The 13913-nt window shown below is 65.3% G+C and carries 13 protein-coding genes; 12 read left to right on the top strand and 1 reads right to left on the bottom strand.

Features of this window, described 5'->3' with window-relative positions; all coding sequences use genetic code 11:
* Positions 1 to 67: 67 nt before the first annotated feature.
* The 12 genes from VGE27_RS16365 (at position 68) to VGE27_RS16310 (ending at position 13131) form a co-directional block, all read left to right on the top strand.
* A complete protein-coding gene (locus VGE27_RS16365) occupies positions 68 to 481 on the top strand; it encodes a cobalamin B12-binding domain-containing protein (protein ID WP_012683197.1) in 414 nt (137 codons plus the stop codon).
* A complete protein-coding gene (locus VGE27_RS16360) occupies positions 478 to 2094 on the top strand; it encodes an acyl-CoA carboxylase subunit beta (RefSeq protein WP_331050746.1) in 1617 nt (538 codons plus the stop codon). Before VGE27_RS16365 ends, VGE27_RS16360 begins: the two co-directional genes overlap by 4 nt.
* The gene (locus VGE27_RS16355) at positions 2094 to 3470 is read left to right on the top strand and encodes an acyclic terpene utilization AtuA family protein (protein WP_331050745.1); all 1377 of its coding nucleotides are present in this window, start codon (positions 2094 to 2096) and stop codon (positions 3468 to 3470) included. Before VGE27_RS16360 ends, VGE27_RS16355 begins: the two co-directional genes overlap by 1 nt.
* A gap of 4 nt (positions 3471 to 3474) precedes the next feature.
* Positions 3475 to 3828, top strand: coding sequence for an AtuA-related protein (locus tag VGE27_RS16350; RefSeq protein ID WP_331050744.1), 354 nt, complete (start codon positions 3475 to 3477; stop codon positions 3826 to 3828).
* Positions 3825 to 3977 carry a hypothetical protein gene (locus tag VGE27_RS16345; RefSeq protein ID WP_331050743.1) on the top strand — a complete coding sequence of 51 codons (153 nt, stop codon included), beginning with the start codon at positions 3825 to 3827 and terminating at the stop codon, positions 3975 to 3977. Before VGE27_RS16350 ends, VGE27_RS16345 begins: the two co-directional genes overlap by 4 nt.
* A gap of 80 nt (positions 3978 to 4057) precedes the next feature.
* Positions 4058 to 6565 carry a U32 family peptidase gene (locus VGE27_RS16340; protein WP_331050742.1) on the top strand — a complete coding sequence of 836 codons (2508 nt, stop codon included), beginning with the start codon at positions 4058 to 4060 and terminating at the stop codon, positions 6563 to 6565.
* Positions 6566 to 6654: 89 nt separating this feature from the next.
* On the top strand, positions 6655 to 8451 hold the full coding sequence (locus VGE27_RS16335; RefSeq protein ID WP_331050741.1) for an ATP-dependent DNA helicase RecQ: 1797 nt from the start codon (positions 6655 to 6657) through the stop codon (positions 8449 to 8451).
* A 36-nt stretch (positions 8452 to 8487) separates the two neighbouring features.
* Complete coding sequence (locus VGE27_RS16330) at positions 8488 to 9705, top strand: acyl-CoA dehydrogenase (RefSeq protein ID WP_331050740.1); 1218 nt, start codon at positions 8488 to 8490, stop codon at positions 9703 to 9705.
* Positions 9706 to 10273: 568 nt separating this feature from the next.
* Positions 10274 to 11836, top strand: a complete 1563-nt coding sequence (locus VGE27_RS16325) for an Rne/Rng family ribonuclease (protein ID WP_331050739.1) — start codon at positions 10274 to 10276, stop codon at positions 11834 to 11836.
* Between the two features lie 94 nt (positions 11837 to 11930).
* On the top strand, positions 11931 to 12248 hold the full coding sequence (gene rplU / locus VGE27_RS16320; RefSeq protein WP_012683188.1) for a 50S ribosomal protein L21: 318 nt from the start codon (positions 11931 to 11933) through the stop codon (positions 12246 to 12248).
* A gap of 52 nt (positions 12249 to 12300) precedes the next feature.
* Positions 12301 to 12594: a 50S ribosomal protein L27 gene (gene rpmA, locus VGE27_RS16315; RefSeq protein ID WP_012683187.1), complete on the top strand. Its 294-nt coding sequence runs from the start codon at positions 12301 to 12303 to the stop codon at positions 12592 to 12594.
* A 147-nt stretch (positions 12595 to 12741) separates the two neighbouring features.
* Entirely contained in the window at positions 12742 to 13131 is a 390-nt protein-coding gene (locus tag VGE27_RS16310; RefSeq protein ID WP_331050738.1) for a hypothetical protein, read from the top strand.
* A 7-nt stretch (positions 13132 to 13138) separates the two neighbouring features.
* Here the strand turns inward: VGE27_RS16310 and VGE27_RS16305 are convergent, their stop codons facing one another.
* Positions 13139 to 13855 (bottom strand): glycerophosphodiester phosphodiesterase, encoded by a 717-nt coding sequence (locus tag VGE27_RS16305; protein WP_331050737.1) that lies wholly within the window; start codon positions 13853 to 13855, stop codon positions 13139 to 13141.
* Positions 13856 to 13913: the final 58 nt, after the last annotated feature.

The following is a 13913-nucleotide window of genomic DNA, read 5'->3' as shown; positions in this document are numbered from 1 at the left end:
GGGTGCGGCCTTCGTACGACCGGAACAAGAAAATCCCGTCTCCGGGTCCCACCCTGCAAGCCAACCGATGACTCGACCGATCCGTGTGCTGGTGGCCAAGCCGGGCCTCGATGGGCATGATCGCGGCGCCAAGGTAGTCGCCGCTGCCCTTCGCGATGCCGGCATGGAAGTGATCTACACCGGCCTGCATCAGACTCCCGAGATGATCGCCACGGCCGCCGTCCAGGAAGACGTGGACGTCGTGGGTCTGTCGATCCTTTCCGGCGCACACATGACGCTGTTTCCGCGTGTGCGTGCCCTGCTGCTCGAGGCAGGGCGTGAGGACATCCTCCTCACCGGTGGTGGCATTATTCCCAAAGAGGACATGGACGCGCTCAACGCTCAGGGCATTGCACGCCTGTTCGGCCCCGGTACCAGCACGCAGGATCTCGTGGACTACATCCGCACCTGGTTTGCGGCCCGCGAGCAGCAGATCTCGTGAGCGGCCGTCTGCGCCGGCTCGCCGATGAACTCCGCGCGCTGGAAGCCCAGCTCCGCCAAGGCGGTGGGCCCGACAAGATCGAAAAACAGCACAAGCAGGGAAAGCTCACGGCACGTGAACGTGTCGAACAGCTCGCCGATCCCGGCACTCCGTTCCTCGAAATCGGCCTCCTGATCGCGCACGATCGCTATGAGGGCCAGGCCCCCGGCGCCGGGGTGATCACGGGTATCGCCATCGTCGATGGTCGTGAAGTGGTCGTCGTCGCCAACGACGCCACGGTGAAAGCCGGCTCGTGGTGGCCCGAGACGATCACGAAGATTCTGCGCGCGCAGGAAGTCGCCATGCGCTGCCGTATCCCCATCGTCTATCTCGTCGACTCGGCAGGCGTGAACCTGCCGTATCAGGGTGGTGTGTTCCCGGGGCAGTACGGTGCGGCGCGCATTTTCTACTACAACTCGATCATGCGTCGCTACCTGCGGATCCCGCAGCTCGCGGCCGTGATGGGACAGTGCGTGGCGGGTGGTGCCTACCTGCCGGCGCTCAGCGACGTCATCCTGATGGTGAAGGGAACGTCCTTCATGGGACTCGGCGGCCCCAACCTCGTGAAGGGCGCCACTGGTCAGTCCATCGATGGCGAAACGCTCGGCGGTGCCATCACGCACACCGAAGTGAGCGGCGTCGCGCACTATGCGCTCGACGATGATGCGGCGTGCCTCGCCAAGCTGCGTGAACTCGTGGCGCGTCTGCCGCGTCCGAACACGCCACCGCAGGCCGCGTGGCGTCCGCCCGCAGAGCCGCCCTCCACGTTGTATGACCTGCTGCCCGCCGATCATCGCATGCAGTACGACATGCATGCACTGCTACGCGCCGTGCTCGACGAGGGCAAGCTCGACGAGTTCCAGGGCAACCTCGCCAAGGAAATGATCTGCGGCGATGCGCGTATCGAAGGCATTCCCGTAGGCATCATCGCCAACCAGCGCGGCCTGATCAAAGGCCGCCTCGGTGAGAAGCCGCGTTTTGGCGGCATCATCTACGCTGAGAGCGCGGAAAAGGTCGCGTACTTCATCGAGCGCTGCGACAAGCAGGGCATCCCGATCATCTTCGTGCAGGACGTGTCCGGCTTCATGGTCGGCCCCGAAGCCGAACACGAAGGCATCATCCGCGCCGGCGCGCACTTTGTCGAAGCGATGGCGTGTGCCCGCGTGCCGAAGATCGTGCTCACCGTGAACCACGCGAGTGGCGCCGGCTACTACGCGATGGCGGGACAGGGTTTCGATCCCGATTTCATCTTCTCCTGGCCGACCGGACGCATGGCGGTCATGGAAGGGGAGGCCGCGGTGCAGGCCGTACACGGTCCGGCGCTCGACGCCGCCAAAAAGGCCGGTACCTCGCCGTCTCCCGAAGTGCTCGAAGCCGCTGCCACCATGCGGGCGGACTACGAGACGCAGCTCGATGCTCGCTACGCCGCCGCGCGCGGCTTTGTCGACACCATCGTGTATCCCGAAGACACTCGCAGCATGCTGGCGCTCGCGCTTCGCGCGGCGTCGCAGAACCCTGGACCGCATCTCGGCGCCTTCGTGCTGCCGACGATGCCAACATTCGGAGCGCAGTGATGTCGCAGGAATCGAAGGGCCGCGTGGTGCGCGTGGCCAGCGGCCAGGGCTTCTGGGGCGATTGGCTCGAAGCCCCGCGCCGTCAGGTCGAAGGCGGACAGGTCGACTACCTCATGCTCGACTACCTCGCCGAAGTCACGATGTCCATCGTGCAGAAGCAGAAGGAACGCGATCCCCGCATGGGTTACGCGCGTGACTTCGTCGGCGCCATGGAGAGCGTGTTCCCGGCCGTCGCCGAGCGCGGCGTGAAGGTCATCGCCAATGCCGGCGGTGTGAACCCGACGGCCTGCGCCGACGCGGTGCTGGAAGCGGCGAGCAAGCACGGCGTGCGTGGCAAGATCCGCATCGGTGTGGTGACGGGTGACGACATCCTGCATCGCCTCGATGAGCTCATGGCCGCCGGTCATGAACTGCGCAACATGGACACCGACGAGCCGCTCTCGACGATCCGCGACCGCGTGCTCTCGGCCAACGCCTACATCGGCTCCGCGCCGATCGTCGAAGCGCTGCAGAAGGGTGCGAATGTGGTCGTCACCGGCCGCAGCACCGACACGGCGCTCACCATGGCGCCGCTGCGTCACGAGTTCGGCTGGGCGGCCGATGACTGGGACAAGCTCGCCTCTGGCATCGTGGCAGGGCACATCCTCGAGTGCGGCGCACAGAGCTCGGGTGGCAACTGCCTGTACGACTGGCGCAACATTCCAGACCTCGCCAACGTCGGCTATCCGATTGCGGAAGCCAACGCCGACGGGTCGTTCGTGATCACCAAGCATGCCGGTACCGGTGGCCGTGTGAACGTGCCGAGCGTGACCGAGCAGCTGGTGTACGAAATGGGCGATCCGAACTCGTACATCACGCCCGACGTGGTGGCCGACTTCACCAGCATCCGTCTGCAGGCCGACGGCGAGAACCGTGTGCGCGTGCATGGCATCACGGGTGGCGCGCCAACGCCGTTCCTCAAGGTCTCCATCGCCTACCGCTCGGGCTACAAGGCCGTGGGCACGCTGGTGTACGGCTGGCCGGACGCGATGGAAAAGGCTGAACTCGCCGACCGTGTGCTGCGCGAACGCCTCGACCGCTTGGGTCTCAAGTTCGACCAGGTGCTCAGCGAGTTCGTGGGCGCCACGTCGACGCATGGTTCGCTGGCCGGCGACGGCCGCAGCGCGCCGGAAGTGCAGTATCGCATTGGTGTGCGCGGTGGTGACAAGGCAGCCGTGGAGCGCTTCGCGCGCGAGATCGTGCCGCTGGTGCTGAATGGCCCGCCGAGTGTCACCGGTTTTGCCGGTGGCCGCCCCAAGGTTGAAGAGATCGTGGCCTACTGGCCCGCGCTGCTCGACAAGCGCGCCGTGTCCACCTCCGTTGCCATCGTGGAGTAATCGCATGCGAGTCCGACTTCTCGACATTGCCCACGCCCGCAGCGGCGACAAGGGCGACACGGCCAACGTTGGTGTCATCGCGCTCAAGCCCGAGTGGTACGCGGTGCTCGACAAGTACGTCACCAAAGACGCGGTGGCGAAGCACTTCACGGGCCATATCACGGGCGACGTGGTGCGTTTCGAACTGCCCAACCTGATGGCGCTGAATTTCCTGTTGCATGGCGCGCTCGACGGCGGCGGCACGTTGTCGCTCAAGACCGACGCGCAGGGCAAGGTGTTCTCCACGGCGTTGCTTCGTATGGTGATCGACGTACCGGACGCCGAAGCCACGGCCGCTGGCCTGCCGGCCTTCGCGTGATCCTCCGACTGCGCATCGCCCTGGTGCTGGTGGGCGCGATCGCCTTCGTCGTGGCGCAGCGCACGGGGCTGGAGTGGCTGCGCTGGGTGGGCATCGTCATGGTGGCCTCGGCGCTGTTGCTGCGGTTCTACAAGCCCAGGCAGCCGTAAGGTTGTCCTCAGACGGGTGTGTGACAGTCCGTGGCGGGTCCCGGTCCAACGGTGGGCCGGGACCCGCTAGATTATCGGGGATGTCCCGTCGTCACGTTCCCGAACTTCTCGCCCCCGCCGGCACGCTCGATGCCGTCCGCGCCGCCGTCGCCAATGGGGCGAATGCCGTGTACCTCGGGGCGTCCATGTACAACGCCCGTGACGAGGGGGCCCAGCTCTCGCTGGATGAGCTCGGTCAGGCCTGTGCCATTGCCCACGCGCGGGGCGTGCGGGTCTACCTGACGTTCAATGTGCTCATCAAGCCGCACGAGCTGACCGAGGCACTGGTCTACCTGGGCGAGTGCATCGACCGCGGTATCGACGCAGCCATCGTGCAGGACCTGGGTGTGGTGCGCCTGATCCAGCAGGTGTATCCGCAGCTGGAGGTGCATGGCAGCACGCAGATGACGGTGCACGACGCCGGCGGCGCGCTGGTCATGCAGGAGATGGGGATCGAGCGCGTGGTGCTGGCCCGCGAGAACACACTGGAAGACATTCGCGCCATTCGCGAAGCGGTGCCGGACATCGGCCTCGAAACGTTTGTGCACGGCGCCCTGTGCATCTCGTATTCCGGACAGTGCTTCATGTCCGGCATGATCAGCGAGCGCTCGGCCAATCGTGGCTCGTGCGCGCAGTCGTGCCGCAAAGACTACACCCTCAATGACGAGCTGACGGGCGAAACGCTCGACAGCGGCTATCTCATCAGCACCAAGGATCTCGCCGCGCACGATCACCTCGAAGAGATCGCCAAGCTCGGTGTGGGTTGCCTCAAGGTCGAGGGGCGCAAGAAGAAGCCGGAGTACGTCGCGACGGTGACCAAGGCCTACCGTGGCTGGCTCGATGGCATTGCCCGCGGTGAAGAAGGCCGCGCGCCCACGATCGAAGAAGTCGAGCCGTTGGTGCAGATCTTCAGCCGCGGCAACACTGGCGGCATGTACGGTGGACGGCAGGGCCGTGAGTACATCACCCGTACCCAGCCGGACAATCGTGGCCTGACGCTCGGTACCGTGGTTGGGCAGGAGGGCGACGACCTCGTTGTCGAGGTGTCCCGTCCACTTACCGTGGGCGATGGGCTCGGCTTCGAGTCACCCGATCCGTCATCGTCAGCCAACATTGGCGGTACCGTCCAGAGCGTGCGCGCGATGGGCACACGTGATGGGTTGCATTGTCAGGTGATCTCCGTGCGCAGCGGCCTGCGAACGACGCGCGTGGCGAATGGCTGGCGCGTGGTGCGCACCAGTGACGCGCGCTTGCTCAGCGACGCGCAGGCATCGTACGCCAACGTGCCCATGCCGGAGCGCGTCGGCGCCATTCGCGTGGATGTGCGCTGCTTTGGTCACGCCGGTGGACCGCTCAAGACGGTATGGCGTGCTGGTGAACTCGAAGTGTCAGTGCGTGGTGAAGTCACGCTCGCGCCCGCCAGCAAGCGATCGCTCGATATGACGCAGGTGCGAGAGCAGCTGGGTCGTCTGGGTGGCACTGCGTTCAAGCTGGGCTCCATCGACATGTCAGGGCTCGGCGATGGCCTCTTCCTGCCCGTGAGCGAACTGAATCGCATTCGACAGGATGCCGTGGAGCAATTGCAGGAGCAGCTGGGATGGGCGCGCAGCAGCGATGAAGCCGTGCGTTTGGCACAGATCGCGGAAGCGGTGGCTACGGTACCCGTCGAACGACCTGCTGCAGATGTGTCGGGGCCGGTCGCGCTGCGCGCGATCGTGTACGACCTGGATTCGGCGCGTGAAGCCGCGGCGGGTGGCGCGACCGAGGTGGTGTTCGATCCGTTCCTTCGCCATCCCGCACCACCACGCAGCCGCGTGCTCGCGCTGCGCGACGAGTTGGCGGGGCAGGGCATTGGATTGCGCCTGCGCACGCCCACCATCGTGCGCCCGGAAGATCGCAAGGCCATCGCGCCGTGGCTCGCACTCGGCCTGCCGTTGCTGAGCGGTCATCTCGGGCTCATTCGCGAGTTTGGTGGTGAGCGCGATGTCATTGCCGACTATGCCATCAATGTCTTCAACGAACACACCGCGGCCATGATGTTCGAGGTGGGTGCGTCGCGTCTCGTCGCATCGATCGAACTCACGGTCGAAGAGCTGCAGGCCCTCGGTGCGCCGTGGGGCGGCGGCGGCTTCGACGTGCTGGTGTACGGACGTCCCGAAGGCATGACGATCGAGCACTGCGTGCTGAGCGCTGCGTTTGATCGCGTCGCAACCACCTGCCGAGATCTGTGCGTGCAGAAGCACACGCAGGTGTCGCTGACTGATCCGGCGGGCTACACGTTCGGCGTGGCCACCGACAGCGCCTGTCGCAATCGTTTGCTGCACTCGCGCCCGATCGATGGGTCGGAGTTCCTGCCAGCGCTGTGGGCGCAGGGCATCCGGGGCTATCAGATGGTGTTCAACGTGGCGGGGGACCCGGTGCAGCAGTTGGTGCGTGCCTACCGCACGACGCTCGATGCGCTGGTCAATCGCGAGCCGACACCAGCCAGCGCGTCACGCGCGCTGCTCGACGGTGCGTTTACGCGGGGGCATTTCGTCCGGGCGGTCTGAGTACGACGACCTGCCAGCGATGCGCATTAATGATCATGCGCGCGTCGGATGGATGACACACAAGTAGTCGGGATACATCACTGTGGGGCATGTCGAATGCCCCACTCCATCGACCGCCGTTCGGCACCCTGGAGCAGGCGCGCGCCACGCTCCTCCAGTATTTCGGGTATCCCGACTTCCGGCCGCCGCAGATTCGTGCCGTTGAAGCCGTACTGTCGGGTCGAGATGCCCTGATTGTGCTGCCCACGGGTGGCGGCAAGTCGCTGTGTTTTCAGGTGCCGGCGCTTGTGCGCGGCGGGCTGACCATCGTGGTGTCTCCACTGATCAGCCTTATGAAGGACCAAGTGGAGACGTTGGGCCGAAAGGGCATCGACGCCGCGTACATCAACAGCACGCTGTCGGCGGAGGAGGTGGCCAATCGCATGGCGCGCGCGCGCGACGGCTCGCTGCGCATGCTTTATCTCGCCCCGGAGCGTCTGGAGGCCGGGCGCGCGCTGCAGCAATTGCGTGCGATAGAAGTCACGCTGCTGGCCGTCGACGAAGCCCACTGCATCAGTGAATGGGGGCACGACTTTCGTCCGAGCTACCGACGCATCGGCAACATCCGGGAGCAGCTGGGGTCTCCGCAAACCGTGGCGCTCACGGCGACCGCCACACCTGATGTGCGAAACGACATCGCGCGCCAGTTGCTGCTGCACCAGCCCGAGGTCGTGGTGGGCGGATTCGATCGCACCAACCTCACCTACCATGTGGTGCCCACACGCACCCAACGCGAGAAAGATCTCACGGCCATCGCGTGGCTGCGCGACGCGCCCGGCGCTGCGGTGGTGTACACCCCAACGCGCAAGGCAGTGGAACGCGTGACCGCCGTACTGGTGCGAGGTGGTATCAGAGCGTCGGCCTATCACGGCGGCCTCAACGACCGCCTCCGCCAGCGCGCCCAGGACGCGTTCATGGAAGAGCGCTCGCGCGTGATCGTTGCGACCAGTGCATTTGGCATGGGCATCGACAAACCCGATGTCCGGGTCGTCGTACATCACTGCATGCCCGGGACACTGGAGTCGTACTATCAGGAGGCAGGAAGAGCGGGGCGCGACGGTCAGCCCAGTACCTGCGTGCTGCTGCACAACTACGCCGATCGATTCACACACGAGTATTTCATCAATAGTACGCATGCCGAGCGTGCTGATGTGGAGCGTATCTGGCAGGCCCTGCGGGAGAATGCTGACCACGATGGCATGATGTCGCTTCCGATCGGTGCACTCGCGGCCTGTACGCCGGGGCGAATCAGTGAGCCGAGGGCCAGCGCCGCACTGCGGGCGCTGCTCCGTGCCGGCGCCTGTGAACAGGTCCTCCCCTCCATGCATGACGTGTGGGTCCGGCTGACGGCTGCCCCCGTCCGCATTCGCCGCGAACTCCGCGAGGAGAGGGCACCGGAACTGGAGGTGCTGCGGGCGCTCTGGCGCGCCGTGGGCGCCAGGCTGGAATCCGGAGCGGCTATCAACCTGAAATGCCTATCGCCAAAACTCGGTGGGACGATGGGTATCATCCCTGTCCTTCAACGGCTCGAAGCGCAGCAGTTCCTCACCTGGGCACGTAGAGGGGGTGGTATTCGACTGGACCCACGCAGTCGGGACGCGTCGTGGCTTCCGGTGGATTGGAATGCGATGGCCCGTCGCCGACAGGCGGACATGGCCAGGCTGGATGCTGTGCAGCGCTATGCGCAGACGCGGCAGTGCCGCCGAGCGTTTGTGCTGCGCTATTTTGGAGATCCCGGGGTGAGATCGCCGTGTGGTGCGTGCGATCGGTGCCTCGGGCTCACCGCGTCTCCGGCCGGGGCGGGGCACCGCCCATCGGCTCTCGCGCGGTCCCGCCTTCTGACGTGACCGTTTCCGACCTCCGCTCCTTCCCGCCGTCCATCAATGCACGACAGTCTGTATTTCTCCGAACAGCACCTCGCCGTTCGTGACATGGTGCGCGCGTTTGCGCGCGATCACGTCGCGCCTGTGGCCGCGGCGCATGACGAAGCTTCGACGTTCCCGTGGGAGAACGTGAAGCAGATGGGCGAACTCGGGCTGCTCGGTGTGCCCTGGTCGGAAGATGTCGGGGGCGCCGGCTTCGACACGATCAGCTTCATGATCTCGATCGAGGAGCTGGCCAAGGTGTGCGCTTCGCACTCCATCACGATCAGCGCGCACACCACGCTGGGTACCTCGCCCATCGTGAAGTTCGGCACGCCAGAGCAGATCCAGCGTTACGTCCCGCTGCTGGCCAGCGGCAAGGTGCTGGGTGGCTTCGGTCTCACGGAGGAAGCGGCCGGCAGTGACGCCGGTGGCACGCGCACGACGGCGGTGAAGCAGGGTGACAAGTACATCCTGAACGGCAGCAAGCGCTTCATCACGCACGCCGGTGTTGGCGAGATCTTCGTCGTCACGGCGGTGACCGACCCGTCGAAGGGCACGAAGGGCATCTCGTCCTTCATCCTCACCAAGGAGTCGGTGGACCTCGAAGCGTGCCGTGTGCATGGCATTGGTCACGACGCGTCGTTGCCCAACATGAAGGGCTTCACGGCCGGCAAGAAGGAAGACAAGATGGGCTGGCGGGCCTCGGACACGCGTGAACTGCTGTTCGACAACGTGGAAGTTCCCGCCGAGAATCTCCTTGGTACAGAAGGACTTGGCTTCACGAACTTCATGAAGACTCTCGATGCCGGACGGATCGGCATCGCGGCGCTGTCCATCGGTATCGCGCAGGGCGCACTCGAGGAATCACTCAAGTATGCCAGCGTACGCAAGCAGTTCGGCAAGCCGATTGCCGATTTCCAGGGTGTGCAGTTCCAGCTCTCCGATATGGCCACGGAGATCGAGGCCGGCCGTCATCTGATGTACCATGCGGCGTGGTTGTCGCAGAACGGTCACCCGTTCAGCAAGGAAGCGGCGATGGCCAAGCTCTTCTGCTCCGAAGTGGCGATGAAGGCCACCATCAAGGCCATCCAGGTGCATGGCGGCTACGGCTACACCAAGGACTATCCGGTGGAGCGCTACATGCGTGACGCGAAGATCTGCGAGATCGGCGAAGGCACGAGCGAGATCCAGCGTCTGGTGATCGCCCGCCACCTGCTGAAGGACCTGATGGCGTAAGTCGCCGCCGCGTGACGGTGTCCGGGCCCGCCCGGTCGTTCCTGTCGTCGGCTCGTGCAAAACGGGTCCTGCGATGCAGCGCCATGCAACATTCGTTGCCTGCCGTGCATTGCGGGACCCGTTCGGCCATGTGTACTCTATAAGTGATGTTTTCGTAGCCGTCGCTTCTGGCGCCGGCGGTCCGTGCGACTCGCGGGCCGTTTGCGTTGGTGGTGTGGGCCGGCCGGTTAGTTCTTCTGTGGCCAACGTGCCACCGCCCGACCCAGCCACACGTCCCGCCGTATGACACGCTTGTGGGCAGCGCTTTCGCGCGCTCGCGGGCGCGTCGATCGCGGGCGACCGTGTTGGATTCCGGAGTCTGCGCTTTCCGCTGTGGCACATTGTGCGACACGGAACGGGCGGCGGCTCCGGCGCGGTTCGCCCGAACGATCGGTCATACCCGGGGGAGCCCTGTGACGTCGTCCATCGCGCGGCCATTCGGCGCGCGTGGGCACCCTGCTGGATCACCTGTTTCGTCGTCACCCTGGCGCCCAGAGTCGCTGCCGCCGGTGTGTACGACAGGCACTGAATGAAGCGAGAAATCTTGGTGAATGCGACGCCGCGTGAGACGCGCGTCGCCATCATCGAGGACGGCCAACTGGTGGAACTGCTCGTCGACCGACCCGACGCCCGCCGCATGGTGGGTGACGTCTATCTGGGGAAGGTCGAAGCGGTGCTGCCCGGTATTCAGGCCGCCTTCGTCAACATCGGCACAGAAAAGTCCGCGTTTCTGCACGCGGCCGACGTCGTGGTCGAGGACGCCCAAGTGTCCGACGACGATGACGACGACGAGGATGAGTCTGGTGAAGAGTCGGGCGGTGGCGGTGGCCGACGTGGCCGCCGCGAAGTCCGCCCCATTCAGGACCTCCTCAAGCGCGGCCAGGAGATCCTGGTCCAGATCACCAAGGAACCCATCTCCACCAAGGGACCCCGCGTCACGGCGCAGGTCTCACTGGCGGGCCGGTTCCTGGTCTACATGCCGTTTGCGTCCAAGGTGGGCGTGAGCCGCAAGATCGATGAGCGCTCCGAACGCCAGCGCCTGCGGGCCATGGTGGGCGAGATGCTCCCCGACGACGCCGGCGGCGTCATCGTGCGCACCGTCTCGGAAGACGCCACGAAGGAAACCTTCGAGCGGGAACTCCACACGCTCATCAACAACTGGAAGCGCATCAAGCGGAAGACCCAGTTCACCCGGGCCCCGTCGCTGGTGCATCGCGAGACCAACGTCACGCGCGGCCTCGTGCGTGACCTGTTCAGCGCCAAGGTGGAGCGGGTCACGGTGGACTCGAAGCAGGTCTACAACGAGATCACCGAGTATCTGCAGGGCATCGCCCCCGAACTCGTGGAGCGGGTCAAGCTGTACGAGGAGAACGTCCCGCTGTTCGACAAGGAGGGGATCGAGACGGAAATCCGCGATCTCTTCAAGCGGCGCTGCGACCTGCCCAGCGGGGGCTATCTCATCTTCGAGCCCACCGAAGCCCTGGTGTCGATCGACGTGAACTCGGGTCGCTACACCGGCAAGCGGGACCCCGAGAAGACCATCCTCAAGACCAACACCGAAGCCGCGCGCGAGATTGCCCGCCAGCTCCGGTTGCGGGATGTGGGCGGTATCATCGTCTGCGACTTCATCGACATGGAGACGCAGGGGAATCGCGACAAGGTGCTGCATGAATTGCGCACCCATCTGGGCCGCGACCGGGCGCGTACCAAGGCCTTTGCTGTATCCGACCTTGGCCTGGTGGAGATGACGCGTCAGCGCGTGCGCCAGAGCCACTGGCACAGCATGACCGAAGGCTGCCCCACGTGCAGCGGCACCGGGCGAGTGTTCACACCGGAGACCATCGTCCGCCGCACCGAGCGAGCCGTGCGCCGCATGGCCGCCGAGGGCCGCAAGGAGCCGGTGGTGCTGCGGTTGCACCCCGAAGTGGCCCTGCACGTGCTCGAGCAGGAGCACGATTTCATGAAGCGCCTGGAGAAGATGGCCGGCTTCTCGCTGGAGCTGCGGGACGACCCGCTACTCAAGCCGGACGAGATCAAGCTGGTGATGCGCGGTGCCCAGCGCGACGTGACCCAGCAATACGCACTGGCCTAAGGCGTGGCGCAGACGTGCCGAGGCCGTTGACAGGTAACCCTCATGCACGTAAGCTTCTAGGCTACGTTTGGAACGATATCACTTGGACAGAACCATGAGCTACGCGATCATCCGCACCGGCGGCAAGCAGTTCCGCGCTGAGCCGGGCAAGAGCCTTCGGATCCCCTCGCTGTTGGGCGAAGCCGGCACGGCCGTCGAATTCAACGACGTCCTCCTTGGCTCCGACGGCAAGCAGGTCCGCCTGGGCGTGCCCACGCTTTCCGGCGCGAAGGTCACCGCCGAGATCGTGAAGCATGGCCTCGATGACAAGATCATTGTCTTCAAGTTCAAGCGCCGGAAGAACTACGCCCGCAAGCAGGGTCACCGGCAGAAGTTCACGGAAGTCCGCATCAAGGACATCACCCTCGGCTGAGCGCCGGCGGTGCGCCCCTCCGGCGCGCTGCCCCTATTAGGAGTTATTCGTCATGGCACATAAGAAGGGCGTCGGCTCCTCACGCAACGGCCGCGATTCCAACCCAAAGTACCGGGGAATCAAGAAGTACGGCGGTGAGTTCGTGACGGCTGGCAACATCATCCTGCGTCAGTGCGGCACCAAGTGGCACCCGGGCTCGAACGTGGGCATGGGCACCGACTACACGATCTACTCGCTCGTCGACGGCGTCGTGCAGTTCGCCCACAAGAGCAAGAAGGCCTACAAGGTCAACGTCGTCCCCGTCGAGTACGTGGAAGTCGAGATCGAGGAAGTGGTCGAGGCGTAAGCCCGTCCGCTCCGCAAGACAGAGGGCAGGGCACTTCGGTGCGCCTGCCTTTTGTGTTTCCGGGCACTGAGCCCCGCAACTTTGGCGGCCCACCCACCGTAGGGACCACCGAGTCTTCCTTCACGCGAACTTTCGAGGGTTCGAGCCATGGCGCTCTGGGACAAGGTCAAGCAGGGGATCGACAAGGCCGGCAAGGCGGCGCAGGACGTCTTCGACGAGGGCAAGCTGCGCCTCGATGCCTATCGCGCACGGGAGCAGGCCGACAAGGCCGCCGAAGCGCTCGGTTACGCCGTGTTCCGTGCACTCGAGGCGGGTAGCGAACTCGATGCCGAAGCGCGCACCCGGCTAATGGATTCCCTGCGTGCCAAGGACGCCGAAGCGCGTCGCATGGAGACGGATCTGGCGAACGCCAAGGCCGCAGCAGCCGCGTCCGCGGGCGAGCCAGTAGTGCAGACTCCCGCCGCGGAACCCGCAGCGCCTTCGTCACCACCGCCAACCACTGATCAACAGAACGGCGGTTACGGCTCGCCCATGTAGCGCTTCACTACTGCCCTTCCACGGCAATCCGGATTTCACCCGGAATGTCCGTACACAGGGCATCGACGCCCCACGACGCCAGCAGGCGCGCGTGGGGCGCGCTGTTTTCCGTCCAGGCGATCAGCCGCACGCCGGCGGCATGGACATCATGCACCATCGCTTCGTCGATCAGCTCCTGGTGCTGCCACCAGGCCTCTGCGGCAGCGGGCAGCAGCACCGAGCGCACGTCGAGTGGATACGACGCGCTCAGCAGCCCGATGGCGAGTCCCGGGCTGAGAGCACGCACCTCAACCGGGATGCGATGGTCGAAGGCGTGCACCGCGACCGCGACGTGGGGGTGTCGGGCAATCACCGACGACACCATCGACTCGACGCGCGGCGCCTTCACCTCGACGTAGACCGTGGCCTGATCGCCCACCAGCGCGAACACCTCGTCGAGCGTGGGAATGGCATCACCACTCGTGAGGCGGAGGGCCGCCACCTCGGAGGCCTCGAGCGAGGCGATCGGCGGGGAGAGTTGTCCATCGGCCGAGCGAATGGCGGCATCGTGATGCACGACGAGCACACCATCACGGGTACCGTGTACATCGAGCTCGATGCCATCCGCGCCGAGCGCCAGTGCGCGTGCGAAGGCCTGCAGTGTATTCTCCCGGCACTCGCGCGACGCGCCGCGATGCGCGATGATCTCAGGGATGCCGGGAACCCGATTTCGACGACGTGACATGGCGGTCATACTCCGCAACCTGCCCCCGCTGCGCGGCAGGGTCAATCGGCTCCATTCG

Source organism: Gemmatimonas sp., assembly GCF_036405635.1.
Taxonomy (GTDB): domain Bacteria; phylum Gemmatimonadota; class Gemmatimonadetes; order Gemmatimonadales; family Gemmatimonadaceae; genus Gemmatimonas.
This window is presented reverse-complemented; position numbering and strand designations above follow the sequence as displayed.